The 25,942-nt window shown below is 71.9% G+C and carries 22 protein-coding genes; 11 read left to right on the top strand and 11 right to left on the bottom strand.

Translation table 11 applies throughout. From position 1 onward, the window contains the following. Positions 1–109 precede the first annotated feature (109 nt). Together E5671_RS16645 and E5671_RS16650 are read left to right on the top strand one after the other, a co-directional pair. A complete protein-coding gene (locus tag E5671_RS16645; RefSeq protein ID WP_160510227.1) occupies positions 110–934 on the top strand; it encodes a MerR family transcriptional regulator in 825 nt (274 codons plus the stop codon). Beyond that, positions 931–1,767 (top strand): hypothetical protein, encoded by an 837-nt coding sequence (locus E5671_RS16650; RefSeq protein ID WP_336605769.1) that lies wholly within the window; start codon positions 931–933, stop codon positions 1,765–1,767. The genes E5671_RS16645 and E5671_RS16650 overlap by 4 nt, the downstream gene beginning before the upstream one ends. Here the strand turns inward: E5671_RS16650 and E5671_RS16655 are convergent. Further along, positions 1,718–3,163, bottom strand: a complete 1,446-nt coding sequence (locus E5671_RS16655) for an RNB domain-containing ribonuclease (RefSeq protein WP_160504764.1) — start codon at positions 3,161–3,163, stop codon at positions 1,718–1,720. The two genes, E5671_RS16650 and E5671_RS16655, sit on opposite strands and share 50 nt — an antisense overlap. A 125-nt stretch (positions 3,164–3,288) precedes the next feature. Between E5671_RS16655 and yaaA the strand changes: the two genes are divergently transcribed. Together yaaA and eda are read left to right on the top strand one after the other, a co-directional pair. Then, positions 3,289–4,089, top strand: a complete 801-nt coding sequence (gene yaaA, locus E5671_RS16660) for a peroxide stress protein YaaA (protein WP_160504765.1) — start codon at positions 3,289–3,291, stop codon at positions 4,087–4,089. A gap of 74 nt (positions 4,090–4,163) precedes the next feature. Further along, positions 4,164–4,826, top strand: a complete 663-nt coding sequence (gene eda, locus E5671_RS16665) for a bifunctional 4-hydroxy-2-oxoglutarate aldolase/2-dehydro-3-deoxy-phosphogluconate aldolase (protein WP_160504766.1) — start codon at positions 4,164–4,166, stop codon at positions 4,824–4,826. Positions 4,827–5,021: 195 nt separating this feature from the next. On the opposite strand, the gene E5671_RS16670 is transcribed toward eda, so the two are convergent. The 4 genes from E5671_RS16670 to E5671_RS16685 form a co-directional block, all read right to left on the bottom strand. Next, positions 5,022–6,290: a bifunctional RNase H/acid phosphatase gene (locus tag E5671_RS16670; protein ID WP_160504767.1), complete on the bottom strand. Its 1,269-nt coding sequence runs from the start codon at positions 6,288–6,290 to the stop codon at positions 5,022–5,024. A gap of 12 nt (positions 6,291–6,302) precedes the next feature. Further along, on the bottom strand, positions 6,303–7,046 hold the full coding sequence (locus E5671_RS16675) for a zinc ribbon domain-containing protein (protein ID WP_202121992.1): 744 nt from the start codon (positions 7,044–7,046) through the stop codon (positions 6,303–6,305). Further along, positions 7,043–7,894 (bottom strand): Nif3-like dinuclear metal center hexameric protein, encoded by an 852-nt coding sequence (locus E5671_RS16680; RefSeq protein ID WP_160504769.1) that lies wholly within the window; start codon positions 7,892–7,894, stop codon positions 7,043–7,045. Before E5671_RS16680 ends, E5671_RS16675 begins: the two co-directional genes overlap by 4 nt. A gap of 85 nt (positions 7,895–7,979) precedes the next feature. Beyond that, positions 7,980–9,047, bottom strand: coding sequence for an ABC transporter substrate-binding protein (locus tag E5671_RS16685; RefSeq protein ID WP_160504770.1), 1,068 nt, complete (start codon positions 9,045–9,047; stop codon positions 7,980–7,982). Positions 9,048–9,266: 219 nt separating this feature from the next. Between E5671_RS16685 and E5671_RS16690 the strand changes: the two genes are divergently transcribed. Then, positions 9,267–10,367, top strand: coding sequence for a hypothetical protein (locus E5671_RS16690; protein WP_160504771.1), 1,101 nt, complete (start codon positions 9,267–9,269; stop codon positions 10,365–10,367). 420 nt (positions 10,368–10,787) lie between these two features. Here the strand turns inward: E5671_RS16690 and E5671_RS16695 are convergent, their stop codons facing one another. From E5671_RS16695 to E5671_RS16705, 3 genes are read right to left on the bottom strand one after another with little or no spacing between them, the layout of a single operon-like run. After that, positions 10,788–11,741, bottom strand: a complete 954-nt coding sequence (locus tag E5671_RS16695) for a 3-oxoacyl-ACP reductase (RefSeq protein WP_160504772.1) — start codon at positions 11,739–11,741, stop codon at positions 10,788–10,790. Between the two features lie 28 nt (positions 11,742–11,769). Next, positions 11,770–12,846 (bottom strand): Zn-dependent alcohol dehydrogenase, encoded by a 1,077-nt coding sequence (locus E5671_RS16700; RefSeq protein WP_160504773.1) that lies wholly within the window; start codon positions 12,844–12,846, stop codon positions 11,770–11,772. Positions 12,847–12,889: 43 nt separating this feature from the next. Next, positions 12,890–13,744: a MaoC/PaaZ C-terminal domain-containing protein gene (locus E5671_RS16705; RefSeq protein ID WP_160504774.1), complete on the bottom strand. Its 855-nt coding sequence runs from the start codon at positions 13,742–13,744 to the stop codon at positions 12,890–12,892. A 367-nt stretch (positions 13,745–14,111) separates the two neighbouring features. Between E5671_RS16705 and E5671_RS16710 the strand changes: the two genes are divergently transcribed. Both E5671_RS16710 and E5671_RS16715 read left to right on the top strand, forming a co-directional pair. Further along, positions 14,112–15,287 (top strand): sensor histidine kinase, encoded by a 1,176-nt coding sequence (locus E5671_RS16710; protein ID WP_160510229.1) that lies wholly within the window; start codon positions 14,112–14,114, stop codon positions 15,285–15,287. Next, complete coding sequence (locus E5671_RS16715; protein ID WP_160504775.1) at positions 15,284–15,889, top strand: response regulator transcription factor; 606 nt, start codon at positions 15,284–15,286, stop codon at positions 15,887–15,889. The genes E5671_RS16710 and E5671_RS16715 overlap by 4 nt, the downstream gene beginning before the upstream one ends. Positions 15,890–16,009: 120 nt before the next feature. On the opposite strand, the gene E5671_RS16720 is transcribed toward E5671_RS16715, so the two are convergent. The 3 genes from E5671_RS16720 to E5671_RS16730 form a co-directional block, all read right to left on the bottom strand. Next, positions 16,010–17,434 (bottom strand): MFS transporter, encoded by a 1,425-nt coding sequence (locus E5671_RS16720; RefSeq protein ID WP_160504776.1) that lies wholly within the window; start codon positions 17,432–17,434, stop codon positions 16,010–16,012. Between the two features lie 105 nt (positions 17,435–17,539). Then, positions 17,540–18,730: a thiolase C-terminal domain-containing protein gene (locus E5671_RS16725; protein WP_160504777.1), complete on the bottom strand. Its 1,191-nt coding sequence runs from the start codon at positions 18,728–18,730 to the stop codon at positions 17,540–17,542. 20 nt (positions 18,731–18,750) lie between these two features. Then, complete coding sequence (locus tag E5671_RS16730) at positions 18,751–20,940, bottom strand: acyl-CoA dehydrogenase (RefSeq protein WP_160504778.1); 2,190 nt, start codon at positions 20,938–20,940, stop codon at positions 18,751–18,753. Between the two features lie 283 nt (positions 20,941–21,223). Between E5671_RS16730 and E5671_RS16735 the strand changes: the two genes are divergently transcribed. The 4 genes from E5671_RS16735 (at position 21,224) to E5671_RS16750 (ending at position 25,879) form a co-directional block, all read left to right on the top strand. Next, on the top strand, positions 21,224–22,957 hold the full coding sequence (locus E5671_RS16735; RefSeq protein WP_160504779.1) for an MFS transporter: 1,734 nt from the start codon (positions 21,224–21,226) through the stop codon (positions 22,955–22,957). Positions 22,958–23,157: 200 nt separating this feature from the next. Then, on the top strand, positions 23,158–23,811 hold the full coding sequence (locus tag E5671_RS16740; RefSeq protein WP_160504780.1) for a class I SAM-dependent methyltransferase: 654 nt from the start codon (positions 23,158–23,160) through the stop codon (positions 23,809–23,811). 22 nt (positions 23,812–23,833) lie between these two features. Beyond that, positions 23,834–24,844 (top strand): N-acetylmuramoyl-L-alanine amidase, encoded by a 1,011-nt coding sequence (locus E5671_RS16745; RefSeq protein WP_160504781.1) that lies wholly within the window; start codon positions 23,834–23,836, stop codon positions 24,842–24,844. A gap of 168 nt (positions 24,845–25,012) precedes the next feature. Further along, on the top strand, positions 25,013–25,879 hold the full coding sequence (locus E5671_RS16750) for a DUF5336 domain-containing protein (protein ID WP_160504782.1): 867 nt from the start codon (positions 25,013–25,015) through the stop codon (positions 25,877–25,879). Positions 25,880–25,942 lie beyond the last annotated feature (63 nt).

The raw sequence follows: 25,942 nt of genomic DNA on the forward strand, positions 1-25,942 counted from the left end.
TCAGGCTTCGCCCGCCCGGCGGGTCCCCGCCCGTCGTCGCTTGACCTTGCCGCAGCGTCAACGTTTCTACTGGCCTCATGAACGGGATGCGTACGGCCTCATGAACGGGATGCGGATCGGCGAGCTCGCCGGGATCGTCGGTGTCACCACTCGGGCCATCAGGCACTATCACCACCTCGGGCTGCTGCCCGAGCCCGAGCGGCGGGCCAACGGCTACCGGGAGTACGGGCTGCGGCACGCCGTCGTGCTCGCGCGGATCCGGCGGCTCACCGAGCTGGGGCTCGGCCTCGCCGAGGTGCGGGACGTCCTCGCGGACGACGCGGGGCGCGAGCTCGCCGAGGTGCTCGCCGAGCTGGACGCGGACCTCGCACGCCAGGAGGACGCGATCCGCGAACGGCGGGAGCGGCTGCGGGTCCTGCTGGGGGACGCGGAGCGCGGGCAGCTGTCCGCCGAGGGGCCCGTCTCGCCCGAACTGGGCGCGTTCTTCGCCGAGATGGCCCGCTCCACCGCGGACCGCGAGGGGCCGGAGTCCGCGATGGCCGCGAAGGACCGGGAGCTGCTCGCCCTGATCGACACGACAGCGACCCCGGAGGACCGGGACAGGCTCCTTGCCGCGATGCGCCCGGCCCTGACCACTCCGGGGGCGGTGGAGCGCGCGCACGAGGTGTACGCCCTGCTCGACGCGCTCGCGGACGCCGACCTCGCCGATCCGCGTACGGAGGCGGCCGTGGACGAGGCCGCCGGGGCGCTCGCCGGAGCGCTGCCCGACTCCCTCCTGGAGGAGCTGGGCACCGAGGGCGTACGGGCTGTGGCCGACGGGATCGGCAGCGGCGACGACCGGTTCCTCGAAGCGTTCTTCTCCGACTTCGCCCCCGCCCAGGCGGAGGCCGTGCGCCGCGCCATGCGGCTGCTCATCGAGCGGGGCGCGCGGTGAAGGGGCCCGCGCGGGGCTTCCGTCCGGCCGCACTGCTCCGGTGCGTCGCCTGGATCGTCGTACCCCTCGAACTCGTCCTTGTCGTCTGCCTGTCGGCGGGGGCCTCGCTCCCCGCCGGCGTACTCCTCGGCGCGGAGACCGCCGCCGCGGCGCTGCTCGCCGTCGGGGGCGTGGGGTTCGCGCTCGTGTACCGGCGGGGCGGGCGCGCGGCGGTCAGGGAAGTCGTGCCGGTGCCGGTGTGGCGGATCGTCGGGCATGAGGTGCGGGCGTTCTCCAGCCTGGTGCTGTGGGTGGCACGGCGGCGGCACGGCGTGCGGGAGGGGGATCTCGCGTTCGGACACGCCCGCGATCAGGCCGCGATGCTCTACGGCTTCGTCTTCGTCAGCGTCGTGGAGACCATCGGGGTGGCCGTGCTGCTGCGCAACTGGCCCACGCTCCACGCGATCACCCTGTTCATCGACGTCTACGGCGTCATCCTGATGCTCGGCATTCACGCGGCTTCCGTGACCCGGCCGCACGTGCTGTCCGCCGACGCGTTCCGCGTGCGCCAAGGCGCCCACCGGGACCTGCTGATACCGCTGGAGCGGATCGCCGCCGTACGCGGCGAGCGGCGCTTCACGCACGAGGCCGCCGAGGGTGTGCTCGACCTGCCCGTCGGCGCGCAGACCTCCCTCACGCTGGAGCTGACGGAGCCCGTCACGGCGGTCGGCTTCCTCGGCGGGCAGCGCCCGGTGACGACCGTACGGCTGCACGCGGACGAGCCGGAGCGGCTGCTGAGCGCCCTCACGCAGGCGCGAACCGCACCTTCGCCGCACCAGGGTCTGCCTGCGTGAGCCTCACCCGCAGCCGCTCCCCCAGCGGAAGACCGCCCGTGCCGCCGCCCTCGATGCGGGCGACGATCGCGGGGTCGGTCAACTGGACGGTGCCGACGGCCGGTTCACGCTCCTGGACGTCCACCACCACCCCGTCGAAGACCTCGCCGACCCGGTCCTTGAGCAGCGCGGCCTCGACGAGGTCCACGCACTCGCGCTCCACGGTGTTGCCGCGCCGCGTCCCGTCCGCCATCTCCTTGGGCAGCTCGGGCAGCGCGGCGAGCACCCACTGAGGCGGCTCGGCCCCGGCGACCGCCGCGAGGCAGAGCTCGGAGGCGTAGCGGTCGACGAGGCGGCGGAGCGGGGCGGTGCAGTGGGCGTAGGGGGCGGCGACGGCGGCGTGCGTGGTGAGGTCAGGGACGTCGCCGCCGCTGAACGCGGTGTATCCGGCGCCGCGAAGCAGCGTGGTGCACTCCTGGAGGAACGCCGCGTGGTGGGGCCGGCGGGGGTCGAGGGAGCGGACGAGCTCGGCGTACGGGACGTGGTGCGGCCAGTCGACCCGCAGGGCTTTCGCGGTGCGGCGGAGCCGGCCGACGGCGCCGTCGGGGGCCGTGGGGAGGGTCCGCAGGATCCCCGCCCCCGACTGGATCATGAGCTCGGCGGCGGCCATGCCGGTGAGGAGGGAGATCTGGGCGTTCCACCCGTCCGCGGGCAGCGGGGCGCGGAAGTCGAGTTCGTACGCGCCGTTCCGCTGGACGATCTCCTGCTCGGGCACGTTGAGGGAGATGCCTCCCCGCTCGACCTCCAGCTGCTCACGCAGCCGCCCGATGTCGGCGAGCAGCGCGAGGGCCTCCTCGGCGGTGCCGGCGTCGATGGCCTGCTGCACGCCGTCGTAGTCGAGCTTCGCGCGGCTGCGTACGAGGGCACGGCGCACGTCGGTGGAAACGGTCCGTCCCTCCCCGTCGAGGTCGATCGTCCAGAGCACCGCCGGGCAGTCCTGGCCCGGCAGCAGACTGGCCGCGCCCTCGCTCAGCGAGGTGGGGTGCAGCGGCACCTTCTCGTCCGGGAAGTAGAGGGTGGTGACGCGCCGATGAGCTTCGGTGTCGAGCGGCGCGCCCGGCGTGACGTACGCGGCGACGTCGGCGATGGCGTACCGCACCCGGAATCCGCCGCCGTCACGCCGGGACAGGTGCATCGCCTGGTCGAGGTCGACGGAGGCGGGCGGATCGATGGTGAAGAGGGGAATGCCGGTCGCGTCGTACGCGGGCAGCCGGGGGGCGGCGACGGCCCGCTCCGCATCGGCGAGGACGTCCCGGGGGAAGCCCTCAGGAACCTCCAACTTCGTACGCAGCTCACGCAGCACGCCCCGCAACGGAGCTTCGGCTGCGCCGGTCACGCGGAGATGGCGACGGGGCATGGGACGAGCGTAGGCCGCCGGGGGCGGGGCGGCACGGCGGAAGCAGACGTACCGACCCCCGCCCCCGGAGGCGATTACCCTGGCGCGGGGCCGCACCCCCTCCCGTAACCCTCCGAAGGAGACCCATGCTCGTCCTGCTGCCGCCCTCCGAAGGCAAGGCGCCCTCCGGCCGTGGCACCCCCCTGAAGCCGGAGTCGCTCTCCCTGCCGGCGCTCGCGAACGCGCGGCAGGCTGTGCTCGACGAGCTGGTCGACCTCTGCGTGGCGGACGAGGAGAAGGCCCGTGACGTACTCGGTCTGAGCGAGGGCCTGCGCGGCGAGGTCGCGAAGAACGCCGAGCTCCGGACGGCGGGCGCGCGCCCCGCGGGCGAGATCTACACGGGCGTTCTGTACGACGCCCTTGGCCTCGCCACGCTGGACGCCGCCGCCAAGCGCCGCGCGGCCCGCTCGCTCCTGGTCTTCTCCGGACTGTGGGGCGCCGTCGGCGTCACCGACCGCATCCCCTCCTACCGCTGCTCGATGGGCGTGAAGCTGCCGGGCCTCGGCGCACTCGGCGCCTACTGGCGCGCCCCGATGGCCTCGGCCATGCCCGAGGCCGCGGGTGACGGGCTCGTGCTCGACCTGCGGTCCTCCGCGTACACGGCCGCGTGGAAGCCGAAGGGCGAGGTCGCGGACAGGACGGCGACGGTGCGGGTGCTGCACGCGCAGATGGTCGACGGGGTCGAGAAGCGGTCCGTCGTCTCGCACTTCAACAAGGCGACGAAGGGGCGGATCGTACGGTCTCTGCTCGAGACCGGCGCCCAGCCGAAGAAGCCCGCCGAGCTGGTCGAGGCGCTGCGGGACCTCGGGCATGTGGTGGAGGCGCAGGCGCCCGTGAAGGCGGGCAAGGCGTGGGCGTTGGATGTGGTGGTGCGGGAGATCCACTGATCCCGCCCCACCTGCGGTTGCAGCATGCGCAACACCCTTTGCGCATGCTGCGTACGCCGGGGCAGGATGCTCCCATGACTCCCCCCTCCGCCGCGGCCCCCACCTCCGACTCCGCCTCCGTGCTCGATCTCGCCCCCGTCGTACCCGTAGTCGTCGTGGAGGACCTCGCCGACGCCGTGCCGCTGGCGCGTGCGCTGGTCGCGGGCGGGCTGCCCGCGATCGAGGTGACGCTGCGGACACCCGCCGCGCTCGACGCGATCCGGGCCATCGCGGACCAGGTGCCGGACGCGGTGGTCGGGGCCGGCACTGTCATCTCGCCCCAGGGCGTAGCGGACTCCGTGGACGCCGGGGCCCGCTTCCTGGTCAGCCCGGGGTGGACCGACACGCTGCTGGCCGCGATGAAGGCGTCCGGGGTGCCGTTCCTGCCGGGGGTCTCGACGACGTCCGAGGTCGTGGCGCTCCTGGAGCGCGGGGTGCACGAGATGAAGTTCTTCCCGGCGGAGGCCGCCGGCGGCACCGCCTACCTCAAGTCGCTCGGGGGACCGCTGCCGCAGGCCCGCTTCTGCCCGACGGGCGGCATCGGCCTCGCGTCGGCGCCGTCGTACCTCGCTCTGAAGAACGTCGGTTGCGTGGGCGGCAGTTGGATGCTTCCTGCTGACGCGGTGGCGGCGAAGGACTGGCCCCGCATTGAGGCTTTGGCCCGCGAGGCGGCGGCGTTGACGGGCCCCTGGGCCTGACTCGTACTTCTCTGCGGGTGCGTCGTGGTTGCTCGCGCCGTTCCCCGCGCCCCTTACGGGGCTGCCCCCCTGCGTTCTTACCTGCCGGTGCGTCGTGGCTGAGCGCGCAGTTCCCCGCGCCCCTTACGGGGCCCCAGCGCCCGAAGGGGCGCGGGGAACTGCGCGGCCAGCCACCACCGGCCTGAGGTCGAGCCTCTACCGCAAGTGCGACGTGTCGTTCAGTAGGCGTACCGATGCGTTGCCGTCCCCGTAGTACGCCACCGCCGACACCGACGCCGCCGAGAGTTCCATGCGGAACAGGGACTCCGGGGGCGCGCCCAGTGCCAGGCGGACCAGGGTCTTGATCGGCGTGACGTGCGTGACCAGGAGGACCGTGCGGCCCGCGTACTCGGCGGCGAGACGGTCCCGCGCCGCCGACACCCTGTCGGCCACCGCGGCGAAGGACTCGCCGCCCGGCGGCGCGGCATCGGGCGAGGCGAGCCACGCGTTCAGCTCCTCGGGCTGGCGCGAACGCACCTCGCCGAAGGTGAGGCCCTCCCAGGCCCCGAAGTCCGTCTCGCGCAGCCCCTCGTCGATGCGTACGTCGAGGCCGAGGCGGGCGGCCACGGCCTGCGCGGTCTCCTGGCAGCGCTTCAGCGGCGAGGAGACGATCGCCTGGATCGTGCCGCGAGCGGCGAAAGCGGTCGCCGCGCGCTCGGCCTGCTCACGGCCCACGTCGGAGAGGGACGGGTCCGTCCCGCCGCTGCCGGAGAACCGCTTCTGGGGCGTCAGCGCGGTCTCGCCGTGCCGCAGCAGTACGAAGGTGGCGGGGGTGCCCAGGTCGGCCGGTGCCGCCCAGCCGACGAGCGGGGCCTGCGCCGCCACGTTCCCCGCGGCGCGTACATCGGCGCCCGCGTCGGCCAGCGGGTCGGACTCCCGGCGTTCGGCGAGCGCCGCGCGCGACTTGGCCGCGCCCGCGGCCGCGTCACCCGGCGGGCCCGAGCGCACGTCCGCGCCCGCCCGCGAGGCGCCCGCGTCCAGTTCCGCCGTCGAGTCCGCCGGCTCCCACCGCTCGCCCCGCTTGCCCGCGTCCATCGCCTCGTTGGCGAGACGGTCCGCGTGCTTGTTCTTCTCGCGCGGGATCCACTCGTACGTCACCTGGGCAGGCGGGAAGATCCGCGCCGCCTCGGCGGCGAGCGGCTTCATGTCCGGGTGCTTGATCTTCCAGCGGCCCGACATCTGCTCGACGACCAGCTTGGAGTCCATGCGGACGTGGACCGAGGCGGCCGGGTCGAGTTCGTGCGCCGCCTTCAGACCGGCCACGAGCCCCTTGTACTCGGCGACGTTGTTCGTCGCGACGCCGATGTACTCCGCGGCCTCCCGCAGGGTCTCCCCGGTGGCCGCGTCGATGACGACCGAGCCGTAGCCCGCGGGCCCCGGGTTGCCGCGCGACCCGCCGTCCGCCTCGACGATGAACTCCCGCACGGACACGGCCCCTTACAGACCCGACTCGGACGTGCGGACCAGGATGCGGCTGCAGTTCTCGCACCGCACGACCGTGTCGGGGGACGCCGCCTTCACCTCGTTGACCCCGGTGATGTCCAGCTCGATGCGGCAGCCCTCGCAGCGCCGCTGGTAGAGCCTGGCCGCGCCGACACCGCCCTCCTTGACGCGGAGCTTGTCGTAGAGCTTGAGCAGGTCGGCGGGGACCGAACCCGCCACGACCTCGCGCTCCTTGGTGACCGTGGCGGCCTCGCCGTCGATCTCCTCGAAGGCCGCGTCACGGCGGGCCGTCGCGTCGTCGATCTTCGACTGGACCGAGGAGACACGTTCCGCCAGCTCGGACACCCGCTCCTGGGCGGACTCGCGGCGCTCCATGACCTCAAGGACGACGTCCTCCAGGTCACCCTGGCGCTTGGCGAGGGACACGATCTCGCGCTGGAGGTTCTCCAGGTCCTTGGGGGACGTCACGGCGCCCGAGTCCAGGCGCTGCTGGTCGCGATTGGCGCGCTGGCGCACCTGGTCGACGTCCTGCTCCGCCTTGATCTGCTCGCGGGCGCAGTCGCTCTCCTCGGTGGTCGATGCGACGTGCAGGTCGCGCAGCTGCGCGATGTCCTTGTTCAGCGACTCGATCTCGGCGTGCTCGGGCAGGGACTTCTTCCGGTGCGCCAGCTGCTGGAGGCGTACGTCGAGTGCCTGGACGTCGAGGAGTCGGATCTGGTCGGCGGGCGCGGCGTTCAGTTGGGGGCTCCTGTTGTGTCGGTATTCGAGGCCGCGTGGGCGGTCCAGGGGTCGGTGACCGTCTTGGAGACGTGGACGCGGAGTCCCCATCCGTGACGGTCGGAGATCTGATCGAGCTGCGCGGCGGCCAGCTCGCACCACGGCCACTCGGTGGCCCAGTGCGCGGCGTCGAGCAGCGCGAGCGGAGTCTGTGCGCGGGCCTCGGACACCGGGTGGTGACGCAGGTCCGCGGTGAGGAAGGCGTCCACGCCCGACGCGCGTACGTCGTCGAAGAGGCTGTCGCCGGAGCCGCCGCTGACCGCGAGGGTGCGGATCAGCTGCTCGGGGTCGCCCGCGACCCGGATGCCCTGCGCGGTGGCGGGAAGACGCTCGGCCGCGCGGGCGGCGAGTTCGCGGAGTTTCAGGGGGTGTTCGAGTTCGCAGATCCGGCCGAGGCCGCGGCGGCCGTGGGCGTCTGCCGGGTCCGGTACGAGGGGGCGGACGATCCGGATGTCGAGCGCACCGGCGAGGGCGTCGGAGACGCCCGGGTCGGCGCGGTCCGCGTTCGTGTGCGCGACGTGCAGCGCGACGTCGTTCTTGATGAGGTCGTGGACGACGCGGCCCTTGAAGGTGGACGCCGCGACCGTCGTCGTGCCGCGCAGATAGAGCGGGTGGTGCGTGACCAGGAGCTGCGCGCCCAGCTTCACCGCTTCGTCGACGATTTCCTGTACGGGGTCGACGGCGAAGAGGACCCGGGAGATCTCCGCGTCGGGGTCGCCGCAGACGGTGCCGACCGCATCCCAGCTCTCGGCCAGTTCGGCGGGCCACAGGACGTCGAGGGCGGCGATGACTTCAGACAGACGGGGCACGGGGAAAGGCTACCTTCCCGGTGCGCCCGGCATGTCGTACGTTACGCACGGCTACGGGCTGCTACAGAGCGCCCCGCAAGGGGCGCTACTTGACGAGGAAGCCCCTGAGGTCGCCCAGGACCTCGTTCGCCGCCGTCACGCCAAGCCCCAGGTACCACGTCTCGTCCGGGACGTTCTTGGCCTGCCCGTCCTTGACCGCGTCGAGCTTCTTCCACAGGGGGTTCTTCTCGGCCTCGGAGCGGCCCGTCTTCTTCGCGTCGCCGTAGACGCCGGTGAAGATCCAGTCGGCGTCGGCCTCGTCGATCTTCTCGGTACTGATCTCCGTGGCGAGGTCGTTGACCTGCTGGTTCTTGGGGCGGGGCAGGCCGGTGTCGGCGAGGATCGTGCCGATGAAGGACGCCTTCGCGTAGAGGCGGACGCGGTCCGGCATGTAGCGGAGCATCGTGATCGTCGGCTTGTCGTCGCCGAGGTCCCGGCCCAGGGACCTCGCCTTCTCCTCGTACGCGGCGAGCTCCGTCTTCGCCTTGGCTGTCTTGTCGAGCGCGGCCGCGTTCAGGAGGTAGTTCTCCTTCCACGTGAAGCCGGGGCGGATGGAGAAGACCGTCGGGGCGATCTTGGAGAGCTGCGGGTAGAGCTTGGCGGCGCGCAGCTCGCTGCCGAGGATCAGGTCCGGCTTGAGGTTCGCGATCGCCTCCAGGTTGAGGGCGTTGATCGTGCCCACGTCCTTGGGGCTGCCCGCGTCCTTCTTGAGGTAGCCGGGGACGCCGTCGTCGCCCTCGGTGGGGGCGTAGCCGACGGGCTTGATGCCGAGCGAGACGACGTTGTCGAGCTCGCCGACGTCCAGGACCACGACCCGCTTGGGCTGCGCCTTGAGCTTCGTCTTGCCGCGGGCGTGCGTGATGGTGCGCGGGAACTCGCCCGGCTTCGCCGTGGTGCCCATCTTCGCGGTCTGCTCGGCGGCCTTCGTGAAGTCCTCGCCGCCCTGGGCGACGGCCTTGCTGCCGCTGCCGTTGTCGGACTTGCCGGAGCCTTCGCCGTCACCGGAGCCGCAGGCCGCGAGGGAGAGCGCGCCGGCCACGGCGATGGCGACCGCGGCGGTGGCCCGGTGGCGGCGGGGTCGTACGGACCGTGGGGACGGGGAAAGCGGTGCCATCGGTGCTCCAGGCTCCAGGGGGTGTGCCGGGGCTGCCGCTTCCGCGGGCCCGCAGCCACTTAGGTTCGCCTTACTTTAAGCGCGCCCTCCCCACCCAGCACAACCACCCCCGCCCCCTCAGGCGAATCGGTACATCGCCACCCTTCTGTGTGAAGCGGGCGGCCACAGGTGCCACGGCAGTGCGTGCGAAAACTAGCTTCGTGGCCCGGAGGTTCCCCCATGACAGCGCCCACGCTTGAGCCCGAGCCCATGACCGCGCCGACGTCTCCCCCGGCGCCCGCGACACCCCCAGTGATAACCGCCGACGGCGCGTACGCCGCTCGTCTCGCCCACGAAGGCGGTTCCTGGTTCCCCGAGCGCTGGACCCTCGACTCCCCCGAGCCGTACGCGGTGCCGCTGCCCGGCAACCAGCCCGAGGAGCCCGGCACGGAGGTGCTCCCGATGGCCGACGGACGGGTCCTGATCCACCGCGTCGTCGACGGACGCCACGCGTTCGCGCTCCTGTACCCGACGGGCCCCGGGACCGGCGAGGTGCCCCTCGGCGCGGTGGAGTGCGGCGCGTCCCGTCTTACGCTGCTGCCGCCGTCGCCGGTCGGCAGCCATGCGTACGCGCTCGCGGTGGGCGCGGGGTCGACGGCCCTGTGGCTGGTGGCGGGCGGCGCCTTCGGGCCCGAGCACGTCGCGGAGATCCCCGGGCACTGCTCGGGCGGGGTCTGGCTGGACGGGGAAGGGCGGATGCTGGCCCTGGACCGGGAGTTGGACGGCCAGGTCAAGGCGGTGGCGGTGGATCTGGAGCGGGGTGGCGAGGTGTCGCCGCTCCTCCAGATCGCCGACGAGAGCGACGACCGGCTGCTGCTCGCGGACCCGGACAGCGGGCTGCTCCTGATCCGCTCGGACGCGCCGGGCCACGACAGGCTCGGCTGGGGGGTCCTCGGGGGTACGCGCCCGGTGCGCTTCCCCGAGTGCCTGCGCCTGCCCGACCTCGCGGTGACGCCGTTCGCCATCCAGCCCGGTCAGACGCTGACGCCGGAGAGCTGTGCGGTGGCGCTGCGGATCGACGGGGCGGCAGGGAGCTGGCTCGGCGTATGGCGTCCCGCCGAGCGGCGCCTGCATCAACTGGCTGCTCCGGAAGGGTGGTTGGCGGGAGCGGGGTGGTGGACGCGGGAGGGTGCGCTGCGTCTGCCGTACGTGACGGCGGCGGTTCCGTGCGGGGTCGCGGAGGTGGAACCGCCCCCTCCGGCGGCGGCTCCCGCGCCGGTCGCCGCGCGGCCCGTTCCGTTGCAGCAGGCGCCTCTCACCGGGCGTGCGGGGGTTGGTTAGACTCGCCCGGCTGTACGAACGATCTTCTTTACCGGTTTACGGGGTGAGTGTGTTGATGACGACCGAGATCAGTACGGAATCCGAGCGGAATCCCGAGCCGCGGGAGGCGGCGGGCAGTTCCGGCGCCGGTAGGCATCGGGGGCCTGTGGCTGAGCATGATGGCCCTGCGGCGCCGCGGGGCCGGCATCGTCGGCAGGGCGACAAGAACTGACTTGTCCCCAACCCCGCCCCTTCCCGAAAACCCGCTCGGCGCGGGGGCCTTGGTTGCCGCTGATCACCGGCTTCGCCGAGTTCGTCCTCAAACGCCGGACGGGCTGAGAATCAGCCCCTCCGGCGTTTGAGGAGCGGGGTCTGGGGCGGAGCCCCAGGTAGGCCCGGGGCGCAGGCACGGTTTTCGGGAAGGGGCGGGGTTGGGGAAAATCAACCCCGCTTCAGCCCCAGCACCTCGGACGCCGCGAAGGTCTCATTCGCAGGCCGCCCCGCGTAATAAGGCGACAGGACCCCGTCCAGCTCCTCGTACGTGAAGGCCTCCTTCGCCGTGTCGAACTTCGCCGCCACCTTGGGGCGTTCGACCACGGCGACCATGCCGCCGTGCACCACCAGCAGCTGACCGTTGACCCCGGCAGCCGCAGGCGACGCCAAGTAGCCGACCAGGGGCGCCACATGCTCGGGAGCGAGCGCGTCCAGTTCGCCCGCGCCCGGCTCCTGGAACCCCGTGAAGACGTCCTCCGTCATCCGGGTCCGCGCCCGGGGGCAGATGACGTTCGACGTCACGCCGTACTTGCCGAGGGCCAGCGCGCTCGACGTCGTCAGGCCGACGATGCCGCCCTTCGCCGCCGCGTAGTTCGGCTGACCCGCGGAGCCCGCGAGGAACGCCTCCGAGGACGTGTTGACGATCCGGCCGTACACCGGCTCGCCCGCCGCCTTGGACCGCTCACGCCAGTGCACGGACGCGAAGTGCGTCGTGTTGAAGTGGCCCTTGAGATGGACGTGGATGACCGAGTCCCATTCGCCCTCGCTCATCGAGAAGATCATCCGGTCCCGCAGGATCCCCGCGTTGTTGACCAGGATGTCGAGCTTGCCGTACGTGTCGATCACCAACTGGACGAGCCCGCGCGCCTGTTCGTGGTCCGCGACGTCACCCAGGTGCGCGACCGCCTGCCCGCCCGCCGCCCGGATCTCCGCCGCGACCTCCTCGGCGGGCGTCGCCGACGCCTCGCCCGAGCCGTCACGGCCCGGCTGTCCGAAGTCGTTGACGACGACGCTCGCGCCGAGCCGGGCGAGTTCGAGAGCTTCCGCACGCCCCAGGCCCCGGCCCGCTCCTGTCACGATCGCGGCCAGACCTTCGAGTGGCCGTGGCGATGGCGATGGCATTGGCTGTGACATCAGGATCGAAGTCCTCTCAGATCTCGATGCACGTACGCAGCGCGACGCCCGTACGCATCTGGTCAAGCGCTTCGTTGATCTCGGAGAGCGGCACCCGGTGGGTGATCATGCTCTCCAGGTCGATCCGGCCCGCGCGCCACAGCGCTATGGCCCGCTCGTAGGACTGCAGGACGTCGCCGCCGCCGTACATGGACGGCAGGATCTTCTTCTCGTCGAAGAACAGCTCGAACATGTTCAGCTGGAGGTTGTCGTCCATGGCGCCCGCGCCGACGATGACGAGCGTGCCGCCGCGCCGCGTCGTCTCGTACGCGGTGCGGGCGGTGGCGGACTTCCCGACGACCTCGAAGACGTAGTCGAAGCCCTCGCCCGCGGTCACCCGTTGCTTGGCGTCCCCCAGCGCATCCGGTGCGACCGCCTCCGTCGCGCCGAACCGCAGCGCGGCCTCGCGCCGCGATGCCACCGGGTCGACGGCGATGATCTGCGCCGCGCCTTTGAGCCGGGCGCCCTGGATCGCGGAGATGCCGACGCCACCGCAGCCGATGACGGCGACCGACGAACCGGCTTCGACCTTCGCGGTGTTGATGGCCGCGCCGAGCCCCGTCGTCACTCCGCAGCCGATCAGCGCCGCGATGTCGAAGGGCACGTCGTCCGGGATCGGCACGGCGCAGCCGGCGTCGACCACGACCTCCTCGGTGAAGGTGCCCGTACCCGCGAAGCCGAAGACATCGCCGCTGGGGCGCTTGAAGTTGGGGGTGCCCGCGTTCATGAATCCGGCCAGGCAGAGCTGGCTCTGCCCGCGCTTGCACGCCGGACACGTGCCGCAGGCGGGCAGCCAGCACACCAGGACCCTGTCGCCCTGGCTGATCCCGCTCACGCCGTCGCCGACGTCGGCGATCTCGCCCGCGCCCTCGTGGCCGGGGATGAACGGCGCGGGCTGCGGCAGTACGCCGTTCATCGCGGAGACGTCGGAGTGGCACAGGCCGGTGGCCCGCACCCGGATCTTGACCTTGCCAGGACCGAAGCCCATCGCCTCGACGTCGTCGAGGACCTCGAGCTTGTCCTGGCCTATCTCGTGCAGTACGGCTGCGCGCATGGTGCGGCTCCCCTCGTACGAAGATGCAGGCGTGTCCGAAGCTTCAGACGTGTTCGACGATCGTGTCGGCGAGGACCGGCGCGTCGTCCCGTTCGACCGCCGTCACCGCCACTTGGACCCGGCCCTCGGAGCGCCACATCCGGATCCGCAGGGTCTCTCCGGGGAAGACGGTCCCGGTGAAGCGCGTGCTGTAGCTCCGCACCCGCGACACGTCGCCGCCGAGCAGCGTGTCGACGACGGCCTTGAGCGTCATCCCGTAGGTGCACAGGCCGTGCAGGATGGGGCGGTCGAAGCCGGCGAGCTTGGCGAACTCGGGGTCGGCGTGCAGCGGGTTCCAGTCCCCGGAGAGGCGGTAGAGCAGCGCCTGCTCCTCGCGGACGGGGCGCTCGACGGTCGTGTGCGGCTCGCCCTCGGGGGCCGGGAGGCGGGTGGAGGGGCCGCGTTCACCGCCGAATCCGCCTTCGCCGCGTACGAAGATCTGGGCGTCGCTCGTCCACAACGGGCCCTCGGCGTCGGCCACTTCGGTGCGCAGGACGAGGATCGCGGCCTTGGTCTTGTCGTACACGGCAGCCACCTTGGAGGTGGTGACGGCCTTGCCCTTGACCGGGATCGGGCGGTGCAGCGTGATGCTCTGGCCGCCGTGCAGGACCGCGGCCAGGTTCACCTCGATGCCGGGGGACGAGAGCCCGCCGAGCATGCCCATCCCTGCGCCCGCGACGGTCGCGAAGCTGGGCAGGACGTGCAGCTTGGACTCCAGGGTGTAGCGCAGTTCGTCGGGGTCGGTGGCGGGGACGCCCGCGCCGAGGCCCAGGTGGTAGAGCTGGATGTCCTTGTGATCCCAGGTGATCTCGGCCGACCTGGGCTCCGCGGCCAGTGCTTTCGCGGCATCGATGGGCATGTGGTGGCAGCTCCTTGGCCGGTCTGAAGACCTCGGTGCGGCCGTCCGCACCGTCGGTCGCACCGAGGTCGCAACAGGGCCGGACGAGCCCGTTCTAGAACGCGTTCCAGTCCGGCGAACCCATGTATAGCCGAGCGTCCGGCAGTTGTGAAGACTCCTGACGTCACGTCAGATTCACCCCTGATCAGGCGTGTGACATTTGTACCGGCCATGTCCGTACACCCACATCTGCCGCACGGCCGCCTCGGGTCCGTAGCGTCACCGCCATGACGAACGAGCTCTACGAGGGACCGCGGTGAAGGGCTTCTGGCAGAGGCACACCCGCCTCGCGGCCTGGAAACACGGCAGCAGGGCGCAGCTCGCCGAGATGCGGGAGCGGGAGAAGTCCGGCCGGAGCAGGCCCGAGGACCTGGGCCCGCCCAACGGCTTCGCGATGCTGCCCTGGCTCCTGATGGGCATGGGCTCCTTCTCCAACCTCCTCCAGGGAAAGACGGGGAACCCCTGGCTCGGCGGCCTCGGCCTGCTGGCTTTCAACTCCCTCTACATCGCCGTGGTGTTCCGCGCCTTCGACAAGAGGGCGCGGGAGGCGCGCGTCACCAAGCAGCTGCTCCTTGCGCTGACCGCGGTCACCTTGGCCCTCACCATCGGCTACGGCGACAGCTGGCTGATGTTCTTCCCGCTCCTGGGCCTCGCCACGGGCGCGGCGCTGCGGGGCAGGCAGCTCGCTCCCGCGGGGTTCGCCCTGAGCATCGCGGCGGCGGTGGTCGGCGGGCTGAAGGACGGCTGGGACGCGGCGGGCATCGCGTACGGCACGTTCATCTCCGTCATGGTGACGGCGGCGATCCTCGCCCTCTCCGAGACGGTGAAGGAACTACGCGCCACACGTGAGGAGCTGGCCCGCGGCGCGGTCGAGAAGGAGCGGCTGCGCTTCTCCCGGGACCTGCACGATCTGCTCGGCCACACGCTCTCGGTGATCGTCGTGAAGGCGGAGGCGACGCGCCGGCTTGCGCCCCGTGACCTGGACGCCGCGCTCGGCCAGGTCTCCGACATCGAGTCCGTCGGCCGCCAGGCCCTGACCGAGATCCGCGAGGCGGTCACCGGCTACCGCGAGGGCAGCCTGGCCACGGAGCTCGACCGGGCCCGGGATCTCCTGGACGCGGCGGGCATCGAGGCGGTCGTACGCCAGTCGGGGCCGCCGCTGGCTCCGCAGACGGCGGCGCTGCTCGGCTGGGTCGTCCGGGAGTCCGCCACGAATGTCGTACGCCATTCAAGGGCGACCCGCTGCGAGATCGAGGTGGCGGGCACCGCCGAACGGACTCGGCTGCTGATCACCGACGACGGCCGCGGCGTAGGCTCGGGAAAGCCCGGCAGCGGGCTGAAGGGCCTGGCCGAGCGCCTCGCGGCGGCGGGCGGCTCCCTGGAGTCCGGCCCCGCGCCGCGCGGCGGATTCTGGGTCACAGCGGAGCTGCCGGTCACCGAGCCAAGCCCCGGACCCGGTCCCGCTTCCGGTTCCGGCCCCGTCGCGGAGGAGCGCACCCCATGATCAGAGTCCTGCTCGCCGAGGATCAGGGCATGATGCGGAGCGCGCTCGCGCTGCTGCTCGGCATGGAGCAGGACATCGAGGTCGTCGCACAGGTCGGCGCGGGCGACCAGATCGTGGACGCGGCGCTGAACGCCCGCCCCGACGTGGCGCTCCTCGACATCGAACTGCCGGGCCGCAGCGGGCTCGACGCGGCGGCGGACCTGCGCGACGAGTGCCCCGAGTGCCGGGTCCTCATCCTCACGACCTTCGGCAGGCCCGGCTATCTGCGCCGGGCCATGGAGGCGGGCGCGGTGGGCTTCCTCGTCAAGGACGGCCCGGTGGAGGACCTGGCGGAGGCGATCCGGCAGGCGCTGCGGGGCGAGACGGTGATCGACCCCGCGCTCGCGGCGGCCGCCCTGAGCGCGGGGCCCAGTCCCCTCACCTCGCGGGAGGCGGATGTCCTGCGGGCCTCCGTGGACGGAGCGACGGTCGCCGACATCGCGTCGAAGCTGCACCTCTCGGAGTCGACGGTGCGGAACTATCTCTCGGGGGCGATCGGGAAAACGGGGACGCGGAATCGCATGGAGGCGGTACGGGAAGCGAGACAGCGGGGCTGGCTTTAGCCGACTCAGGGGTCCTCGATCGCCGGACGGGCTGCGATTTCTCAGCCCGTCCGGCGATTGAGGACGAACTCGGCGAAGCCGGTGATGACGGCAACCAAGGCCCCCGCGCCAGGGGAAGAGTCAGTGCTTGGCCCCGTCCCGCGGCATCCAAAGCAGCAGCACAAGGACCCCGGCCAGCAAGATGCACCCACTGGTCCGGAACGCCATCGCGTACCCCGCGGTAAGCGCCTCCGGCGTCGTGGAACCGCCCATCCGCGACGCCGAAACCGTCGAGAGCACCGCGAGCCCCAGCGCCCCGCCCATCGTCCGCGACGTGTTGATGAGCCCGGAGACAAGGCCCGCGTCCTCCGGGTCCGCCCCCGAAGTGCCGAGCGAAGCCAGCGGCGTCGTGGCGAGACCCGCGCCGAGCATCATCACGATGCCGGGCAGCATGATCGAGGTGACGTAGCCGCCGTCGGCGGTCATCAGGGACTGCCAGCCGAAGCCCGCCGCCGCCACCAGGATCCCCAGCACGGACACGTTCTTCGCGCCGAGCACCCGCATCAGGCGCGGCGCCAGCTTGGAGCCGAAGACGATCGTCAGCGAAGAGGGGATCAGGGCGAGGCCCGCCTTGAGCGCCGAGTAGCCGAGGACGTTCTGCGCGTACAGCGTCATGAAGAACCACATGGCGAACATGCCGCCGCCGCACACGAACATCGCCGCGTTCGCCGCCGACACCGACCGCACCCGGAACAGCTTCAGCGGCATCAGCGGGACCTTCGTACGCGCCTCGACCAGGAGGAAGAGGCCGAGCAGCAGGAGCCCGGCGGCCAGCGGCACCAGGGTCGCCGTCGCCGTCCAGCCCTTCTCCTCCGTCTGCACGATCCCGTACGCGAGCGTGGCGAGCCCCGCCGTCACCAGCACCGCGCCCGGCACGTCGAGGCGGCGCGCCTGGCCGGCCTTGCTCTCGGTGAGCCAGGCCACGCCCGCGACGACGACGAGCGCGCCGATCGGCACGTTGATGAGGAGCACCCAGCGCCAGGAGAGCAGGTCGGTGAGGACCCCGCCGACGAGGCCGCCCGCGGCGCCTCCTCCCGCGCCCACCGCCGCCCAGGTCCCGATCGCCCGTATCCGGGCAGGACCCTCGGGCACCGCCGAGGTGAGGATCGTCAGGGTCGAAGGGGCGAGGACCGCCGCGCCGAGCCCCTGCACGGCCCGCGCCAGGAGCAGCTGCCACTCGGCCTGCGCGAGCCCGCCCGCGAGCGAGGCCACCGTGAAGAGCCCGAGACCCACCAGGAACATCCGCTTGCGCCCGAAGAGGTCCCCGGCCCGACCGCCGAGCAGCATGAAGCCCGCGAAGGCGATCGAGTACGCGTTGACCACCCATTGCAGTCCTACGGCGCTCATGCCCAGGTCGGAGCGCATCGAGGGCAGGGCGGTGTTCACCACCGACACGTCGAGGACGACCAGGAACTGACCTGCGCAGGCGGCGAGCAGCACCGCCCACACGGGCGCGGACTTCCGCGACGGTGCGGCTATGTAAGTGTCGGGGGGCGTTTGGACCATGACAGGAATGGTGCCAGGGTCCGGGCTCCGCATGCATCGGGGTATCGACGCAGAGGACCTCGGCCTCGGGTCCTAGGACCCGAGGTCCTCTCCGTTTCCCGCCGTTCAGCCCTTGCGCAGCAGCGTCACCACCGCCGCTCCCCCGAGGCCGATGTTGTGCGCGAGCCCCACTCGGGCCCCGGCCACCTGCCGCGCGTCCGCCTGGCCCCTCAACTGCCAGGTGAGCTCGGCAACTTGGGCGATGCCCGTCGCGCCGAGCGGGTGCCCCTTGGAGATCAGGCCGCCCGACGGGTTCACCACCCACCGCCCGCCGTAGGTGGTCGCCCCGCTCTCGACGAGCTTTCCGGACTCCCCCGCCGCGCACATGCCGAGGGCCTCGTAGGTGAGGAGCTCGTTGATGGAGAAGCAGTCGTGCAGCTCGACGACGTCGACGTCCTCGATGCCGAGTCCCGACCTCTCGTACACCTGCCGCGCCGCAGCCCTCGACATGGGCTGCCCCACGACGTCGATGCACGAGCCCGAGTCGAAGGACTCCCCGGTGTCCGTGGTCATCGCCTGCGCGGCGATCTCCACGGCGCGCTCCTGGAGGCCGTGCCGCTCCACGAACCGCTCCGACACCACCACCGCGGCGGCCGACCCGTCCGACGTCGGCGAGCACTGCAGTTTGGTGAGCGGACGGTGGATGGTCTTGGCGGCGAGGATCTCGTCGACGGTGTACTCGTCCTGGAACTGGGCGTACGGATTGTTCACCGAGTGCCGGTGGTTCTTGGCGCCCACGGCCGCCAGCTGCGCCTCCGTCGTGCCGTACATCTCCATGTGCTCGCGTGCCGCGTCGCCGAAGATCTGGGCGGTGGGCGGGGTCATCTCGAAGCCGTGCCGGGCCGCCATCACGCCGTAGTGCCGGGCCACGGGGGACGTCTTGAAGTCACCTCCGTCGGACCCGCCGCCCAGCGCGCCCCGCGCCATCTTCTCGAAGCCCAGCGCGAGCACGCAGTCGTTGATGCCGCCCTCGACGAACTGCCGGGCCATCATCAGCGCGGTCGACGCCGTCGCGCAGTTGTTGTTCACGTTGTAGACGGGGACGCCGGTCAGGCCCAGTTCGTACACGGCCCGCTGGCCCGCCGTCGAGGCCTGGAAGCAGTAGCCGACCGGGACCTGCTCCACCTGCTCGTACGAGATTCCGGCGTCGTCGAGCGCCTTGGTGCCCGCCTCCTTCGCCATGTCCCAGTACTGCCAGTCCCGCGTCTCTGGCTTCTCGAACTTCGTCATTCCGACGCCGACTATGTACGCCTTCACAACCCGTCTCCTTCGATGGATCAGATGATGGGGCGCGGCTCGGGGTCCCTCGGCAGGCCGAGGAGCCGCTCCGCGACGACGTTCAGCTGCACCTGCGTGGTCCCGCCCGCGATGGTCAGGCAGCGCGACATCAGGAAGCCGTGCAGCGCCCGCTCCCCGGCGCCCTCGCGCACCGCGCCCGCAGGCCCGAGCAGTTCGAGGGCGAGCTCGGCGACCTTCTGCTGATGCGGGGTCTGCACGAGCTTGCGGACGGAGGCCCCGGCCCCCGGCTCCGCGCCCGCCACCTGCCGCATCGTCGTCCGCAGGCCGATGCAGGCGAGCGCGTGCGCCTCGGCGGCGAGCGTGCCGATCCGCGCGCGGCCGGCGCCGTCGAGCTCACCGGCGCGTCCGATGAGCGCCTCCAGGCCGGTGTCGAAGGTCAGCTGGTCGGCCATGTGGACGCGTTCGTTGCCGAGCGTGTGGCGTGCGACCCGCCAGCCGTCGTTCACCTCGCCGACGACCGCGTCGGCGGGCAGCAGGACGTCGTCGAAGTAGACCTCGTTGAAGAGGGAGTCTCCGGTGATCTCCTTCAGCGGGCGGATGTCGATGCCCGAAGCCCGCTTCATGTCGATGACGAAGTACGTGAGCCCCTTGTGCTTGGGGGCGTCGGGGTCCGTACGGGCCAGCAGGATCCCGTGGTCGGCCCATTGCGCCGCGCTCGTCCACACCTTCTGGCCGTTGATGAGCCAGCCGCCGTCGACCCGCTCCGCCCGCGTCCGCAGCGCGGCCAGATCCGAACCGGCCCCGGGCTCGCTGAACAACTGGCACCACAGCACCTCGCCCCTGAGCGTCGGCGCCAGAAACCGCTCCTGCTGCTCACCCGTCCCGTACGCGATGAGCGAGGGCACCACCCAGGTGGCGATCCCGAGATCGCTGACGCGCACCCCGGCGGCCGCCAACTCCTCCTGTACGACGAGCTGTTGGACGGGGCCCGCGCCCAGGCCGTACGGCTCGGGCAGGTGCGGCGCGGCGTAGCCGGTGGGTGCGAGTGCCTTGCGCGCGGCCGCCGGGTCGAGCCCCCGGGCCGCTTCGACGGCCTCGCGCGCCTGCTCCCGGTACGCGTCCGCCTCCTCGGGCAGCTCCATCCGCAGCTCGCGGCGCGCCCCGCTCTCCGCGAGCCGCACCGCCCGCAGCCGATGCCCGTCACCGGTGCCGAGCAGCTGCCGGGCAACCAGTGATCTGCGCAGATACAGGTGCGCGTCGTGCTCCCAGGTGAAGCCGATGCCGCCGAGGATCTGGATGGAGTCCTTGGCGCAGGAGTACGCGGCGTCGAGTGCGGCCCCGGCGGCGAGCGCGCAGACCAGGCCCCGCACCTCCTGCGACGGCTCGTCCGCCGCCCGCGCCGCGTCCCACGCGAGGGCCCGTGCCTGTTCGAGCCGCACCAGCATGTCCGCGCAGAGGTGCTTGACCGCCTGGAACTGCCCGATCGGCCGCCCGAACTGCTCCCGCACCTTCGCGTACTCGGTGGCGGTCTCCAGCGCCCATCCCGCGACGCCGCACGCGTCGGCGGCGTACACGGCACACGCGAGATCCCGTACGAGCGCGGCGTCGACGCCGAGCACCCGCCCGGCCGGGACCTCCACCCCGTCCGCCGTCACCTCGGCGGTGGGCCGCGTCGGATCGGCGCTCTCCTGCGTACGTACGGTCAGCTCGGCGGCGTCGACGGCCAGCCACTCGGTTCCGCGCGCGGACTCCGCGGCCAGGATCAGCAGGTCGGCGTCGGCTCCGGAGAGCACGGGCGGCGCGGTGCCGTCGAGGATGTAGCCGTCCGCCACGGACACCGCGGTCAGCGTGCCCGCACCGAGCGCGACGGCACCGATGCGCGCCCCGGACGCCAGGCCTGCGGCGAGCTCGCGGGCGCCCGCCCGGTGCAGCACGGCCGAGGCGAGGGAGCTCGCCAGGTACGGCCCCGGGAGCGCGGCCCGCCCGGCCTCCTCCAGGACGACGGCGAGGTCCACGAGGTCACCGCCCCCGCCGCCGCACTCCTCGGGCAGGTGCACCGCGAGCAGCCCCTGCTCGGCGAGCCCGTCCCAGTAGGCGGGCCTGGCGCCCTCTCCGGGTGGCGCGTCGTCGAGCAGCTTGCGTATCTCCTCGGGCGGTACGGCGCGGGCGGCCCAGCCGCGCACGGCCGCCGCCAACTCCCGCTGTTCCTGCGTGATTCCGATGCCCATGCGCGTCCTCGCCGGTAGCAGCTTCCGGGACGGCGACAGGCTAGAACACGTTTCAGTTCGATGGAAGTCTGACGGAAGGTCAGATACGGGTCCGCTTCGGGTCCGCTTCGACTCTCCTTCGGGTCCGCTTCAGCGGTGGCCGCGGGCCTCACCTGGCTGCCCGGTTAACAACAGGTCAAGAATTCCCCTCGTACGACGTCCGTCGGAATAGTCGCCCGGGGAAACAGGTTCGCACTGCACGTACCCCTGCCACCTTTTGCACCGCCCCCGGAGGCCCCACGTAATGACGCAGTCGACGACCCACCAACGCGGCACCCGCGGAGTCGTCCCCGTACTCGCCTTCGCCGGCATCGTCGTCGCGGTGATGCAGACGCTCCTGGTGCCGGTCATCAAGGACCTGCCGGCGCTTCTGAGCACCACGCCGTCGAACGCCACCTGGGTCATGACGGCGACGCTGCTCGCCGGCGCCGTCTCGACCCCGATCATGGGCCGCCTCGGGGACCTCTACGGCAAGCGCCGCATGCTTCTGATGAGCCTGGCCGTGATGGTCGTGGGCTCCCTGATCTGCGGTTTCACCGACGACCTCGTCGTGATGATCGTCGGCCGCGCACTCCAGGGCTTCGCGATGGGCGCCATCCCGCTCGGCATCGGCCTGATGCGCGACGGGCTGCCCCGCGAGAAGCTCGGCTCCGCGATGGCCCTGATGAGCTCGTCCATCGGCGTCGGCGGCGGCCTCGCGCTGCCGCTCGCGGCACTGACCGCGCAGAACGCCGACTGGCACGCCCTGTTCTTCGGCGCGGCGGGCCTCGGCGTCATCTCGATGCTCCTGACCGTCCTCTTCGTACCCGAGAGCACGGTGAAGGCGCAGGGCACGTTCGACGTGGCCGGCGCGCTCGGCCTCTCCGCGGGCCTGGTCCTCTTCCTCCTGCCCATCACCAAGGGCAGCGACTGGGGCTGGACCTCGGGCATGACGCTCGGCCTGTTCGGCGCGGCGGCGGTCGTCCTGGTCCTGTGGGGCGTGATGGAGCTGCGCCTCAAGGCACCGCTGGTGGACCTGCGCACCACGGCACGCCCCGCGGTCCTGTTCACCAACCTGGCCTCGATCATGGTCGGCGTGGCGTTCTACGCGATCTCGCTCGTCCTCCCGCAACTGCTCCAGCTGCCGACCGCCACCGGCTACGGCCTCGGCCAGTCCATGGTCGTCGCGGGTCTGTGCGTGGCGCCGCTGGGCCTGACGATGATGTTCACGGCCCCGGTCTACGCCCGCCTCTCGGCGAAGTACGGCCCGAAGGTCACCCTCATCCTCGGCATGCTGATCATCGCGATCGGCTACGGAGCGGGCCTCGGCCTGATGAGCGCCGCCTGGCAGACGATCATCATCGCGGTGGTCGTCGGCGCGGGCATCGGCCTCGCCTACTCCTCGCTCCCGGCGCTGATCATCGGCGCGGTGGACCCGTCGGAGACGGGCGCGGCGAACGGCTTGAACACCCTGATGCGCTCGATCGGTACGTCGGTGTCGAGCGCCGTGATCGGCATGGTCCTCGCCAACACGGCGGACCACGTGGGCGGCGTCGCGATCCCCACCATGACGGGCTTCCGCACGTCGTTCCTGATCGCCACGGGCGCGGTGGCCCTGGGCCTGGTCTTCGCCCTGTTCCTGCCCTCCGCCCGCCGCTCGGCCAGGACTCAACTGCGGGCCAGCAGCGAGGAGGACGCGAACCTGCGGGCCGCGACGGAGGCGCTCGCCGGTTTCCACGGCCGGGTACTGAGCCCCTCCGGGGCGCCGGTCGCGCGCGCCAAGGTGACGCTGATCGACCGGCGTGGACGGCAGGCGGGGGCGGCGCTCACGGATGAGGGCGGGCGCTACTCGCTCTCCGTCCCGGGCGACGGCTCGTACGTCCTCGCCGCGACGGCCGCGGGGCATGCGCCGCTTGCCTCGGCGGCGGCGCATCGTGGGGACGACCGGGCGGTGGAGCTGGATCTGCTGCTGCCGGGCGGGAGTGATGTGCGGGCGTAGGGCGGGGCCTGCGGGGCACAACAAGATGGCCTCGAACGCCGGCCGGGCTGATTGGTTTCAGCCCGTCCGGCGTTTGAGGACGAACTCGGCGAAGCCGGTGATAAGGGCAACCAAGGCCCCGCCTCCCGGACTGCCCAGGCCATGCGGCAGCATAGGTCGGCCCGAGACGCACCCATCGCATTGACGACCGTGAGGACCCCATGGCCGCCCCCCAGCCCAAGCCGGAGATTCTCGCCGCCTTCGAAGCGGCCAAGGGCTTCATGCCCGCCGGTGAAGGCCTCGCCCTGTACGCCGCGGCGGCGGAAGCCGCAGCGCTCGGGCTTCCGCTCCTGGAGGTCGGGACGTACTGCGGCCGCTCCACGATCCTGCTCGCGGACGCCGCCCGCGAGGCCGGCGTCACGGCCATCACCGTGGACCACCACCGCGGCAGCGAGGAGCAGCAGCCGGGCTGGGAGTATCACGATCCGGCGACGGTCGACCCGGAGGTGGGGCAGATGGACACCCTCCCCACCTTCCGCCGCACGCTGCACCACGCGGGCCTTGAGGACCACGTGATCGCGATCGTCGGGCGCTCGCCGCAGGTGGCGAAGGCGTGGGGCGGACCGCTGGGCCTGGTCTTCATCGACGGCGGCCACACGGACGAGCACGCGACGGGCGACTACGAGGGCTGGGCCCCGCACATCGCGGAGGGCGGCCTGCTCCTGATCCACGACGTCTTCCCGAACCCCACCGACATCATGACGGGCCAGGCCCCGTACCGCGTCTACCTCAGGGCCCTGGAGTCCGGCGCGTTCACCGAGGTCTCGGCAACCGACTCCCTGCGCGTCCTGCGGCGAACGGGAGCGGGGATCTGACCTCGCGGTTAGAGTCGCTCTCGTGTCGTACGTAGGTCCGGACAGCCAGCCCCCACGCCCGCCCCGCCGTTTCAGCGGCGGCCCCCTCACGGTGACGCTCGCCGCGCTGGTGCCGACGTGCCTCGCGGGGTGGCTCATCTACGAGGCGACGAGCGGCCCCGGTGGCAACGAGCCATCCAGAACGCTCCCCTCCACAAGCCAGTCCGCGCAGGGTTCGGCGTCCTCCGCGAAACCCTCCCCGTCGGCCTCCGAGAAGGACGACGGCAAGGGCGACGAGGGTGACGAGGGCGACGGCAAAGCGAGTGATGAGCCGAGCACGACCAAGCCCCCGAAGTCTTCGAGCCGCCCCGCCGCCTCCGGCCCCCTCAAGGGCAAGGTCGTCGTGGTCGACCCCGGTCACAACACGGGCAACGGCAGGCACACGGCCGAGATCAACAAGCTGGTGAACGTCGGCACGCACCGCAAGGAGTGCGACACCACGGGCACCTCCACGAACAACGGTTACACCGAGGCCCAATTCACCCTCGACGTCTCGCGCCGCCTGCGCACTCTCCTGGAGAAGCAGGGCGCCACGGTCAAGTTCACCCAGGACGGCGACCGCCCCTGGGGCCCCTGCGTCGACGAGCGTGCCCGCATCGGCAACAACGCCCGCGCGGACGCCGTCGTCTCCGTCCACGCCGACGGCTCCGCGGCCGGCAACCGCGGCTTCCACGTGATCCTGCCCGCATCCGTGAAGTCCGGCGCCGCGGACACCTCCAAGATCGTCGCCCCTTCGCGCGACTTGGGCGAGCGCGTCGCGGGCACGTTCCTGCGCGCGACGGGCAGCGCCCCCTCCAACTACGTCGGCGACGGCACCGGACTCGACGTACGCAAGGACCTGGGTGGCCTCAACCTGTCCACCGTCCCCAAGGTGTTCATCGAGTGCGGCAACATGCGGGACGCGAAGGACGAGGCGTTGCTCACCAGCGGCACCTGGCGGCAGAAGGCGGCTCAGGGGATCTCCGACGGAATCGTGAGCTTCCTGCGGGGATAACGGGTCGGTAGCGGGTCGGTAGGGCTTCAGGTCTTTATCCCGAGCAGACACCCCACCCGCGTGAACGATAATGTCCTCCGTACGATGGGGGGCCATCCCCGCGCTCCGCACCACGACCTTGGGGCGAGCGACGCCTCCACCGACGAGACGACTTACGAAGGACCTGAAGTGAATATCCGCTCTCTCACTCGAGGCGACGGCGTGGTGATCGGGGCAGCGGTTTTGCTGTTCATCGCCTCGTTCCTGGACATCTTCGATGTCGAAGGCGCCTCGGACTCGCTGGACATGCCGAACTCCTGGAGCAGTGGCCCGATCCTCATGGGCGTCACCCTGGCCGGGATCATCGGTGCCGTCTGCATCGTCGTCTCCCGCGGTCTGCCGACGCCTCCGAAGGTACTCGGCCTCGACCTCGGACACTTCGGTGTCGCCTTCGCCATCGCCGCCGCCTGGAGCGCCCTCGGGCAGGTCTTCGACCCCTCCAGCGGCTACGACAACGTGGGCTCGGGCGGGGGCGATACCGGTGTCGACGCCGGCATCGGCATCATCCTCTCCCTGATCGCCACGCTCATCCTGGCCGCCGGTGCGATCCTCGCCCTGACGGTCCCCGCCTTCAAGGCCCCCCTCGTCGGTGCCCCGCGCCCCGCCGCCCCCCAGCCCTACGGCGGTCAGCCGCAGGGTGGGTACGGCTACCCCGGTGCGCAGGGCCAGCCGCAGCAGGGTCAGCCCTACGGCGCCCAGCCCGGTCAGCCGCAGCAGGGTCAGCCCTACGGCGCCCAGCCGGGTCAGCCGCAGCCGGGGCAGCAGACGCCGCCTCCCGGACAGGCGCAGGCCACCGGCGACTTCTCGCCGTTCTGGTTCGCCGTGCCGGTGCCGCGTCCGCTGTACGCGGAGGACGGTTCGCCGACGCCGATCGCCGAACTGGCGCCCGGCACCTGGTACTTGGCCGTCGAGCAGCGCGGTCCCGGCCTGGTGGCCCAGACGCAGGACGGCCGTCGTGGCGTGCTGCAGGACACCACGGGGATCCAGCGCGGCTGAGTCCCTGCCACAGGCAGCACCGCGGCCCCTCGCCCTTCCGGGCGGGGGGCCGTTGTCGTACAG

The organism is Streptomyces sp. BA2 (assembly GCF_009769735.1).
In the GTDB taxonomy this organism is placed as follows: domain Bacteria; phylum Actinomycetota; class Actinomycetes; order Streptomycetales; family Streptomycetaceae; genus Streptomyces.

Excerpts from the sequence above, each read along its gene's own strand:
- E5671_RS16705 (WP_160504774.1), bottom strand. The coding sequence starts at position 13,744 with ATGCCCATCGATGCCGCGAAAGCACTGGCCGCGGAGCCCAGGTCGGCC.
- E5671_RS16735 (WP_160504779.1), top strand. The coding sequence starts at position 21,224 with ATGACGCAGTCGACGACCCACCAACGCGGCACCCGCGGAGTCGTCCCC.
- E5671_RS16730 (WP_160504778.1), bottom strand. The coding sequence starts at position 20,940 with ATGGGCATCGGAATCACGCAGGAACAGCGGGAGTTGGCGGCGGCCGTG.
- E5671_RS16695 (WP_160504772.1), bottom strand. The coding sequence starts at position 11,741 with ATGCCATCGCCATCGCCACGGCCACTCGAAGGTCTGGCCGCGATCGTG.
- E5671_RS16715 (WP_160504775.1), top strand. The coding sequence starts at position 15,284 with ATGATCAGAGTCCTGCTCGCCGAGGATCAGGGCATGATGCGGAGCGCG.
- E5671_RS16655 (WP_160504764.1), bottom strand. The coding sequence starts at position 3,163 with ATGCCCCGTCGCCATCTCCGCGTGACCGGCGCAGCCGAAGCTCCGTTG.
- eda (WP_160504766.1), top strand. The coding sequence starts at position 4,164 with ATGACTCCCCCCTCCGCCGCGGCCCCCACCTCCGACTCCGCCTCCGTG.
- E5671_RS16700 (WP_160504773.1), bottom strand. The coding sequence starts at position 12,846 with ATGCGCGCAGCCGTACTGCACGAGATAGGCCAGGACAAGCTCGAGGTC.
- E5671_RS16645 (WP_160510227.1), top strand. The coding sequence starts at position 110 with ATGCGGATCGGCGAGCTCGCCGGGATCGTCGGTGTCACCACTCGGGCC.
- E5671_RS16740 (WP_160504780.1), top strand. The coding sequence starts at position 23,158 with ATGGCCGCCCCCCAGCCCAAGCCGGAGATTCTCGCCGCCTTCGAAGCG.
- E5671_RS16710 (WP_160510229.1), top strand. The coding sequence starts at position 14,112 with ATGCGGGAGCGGGAGAAGTCCGGCCGGAGCAGGCCCGAGGACCTGGGC.
- E5671_RS16690 (WP_160504771.1), top strand. The coding sequence starts at position 9,267 with ATGACAGCGCCCACGCTTGAGCCCGAGCCCATGACCGCGCCGACGTCT.
- E5671_RS16720 (WP_160504776.1), bottom strand. The coding sequence starts at position 17,434 with ATGGTCCAAACGCCCCCCGACACTTACATAGCCGCACCGTCGCGGAAG.
- E5671_RS16685 (WP_160504770.1), bottom strand. The coding sequence starts at position 9,047 with ATGGCACCGCTTTCCCCGTCCCCACGGTCCGTACGACCCCGCCGCCAC.
- yaaA (WP_160504765.1), top strand. The coding sequence starts at position 3,289 with ATGCTCGTCCTGCTGCCGCCCTCCGAAGGCAAGGCGCCCTCCGGCCGT.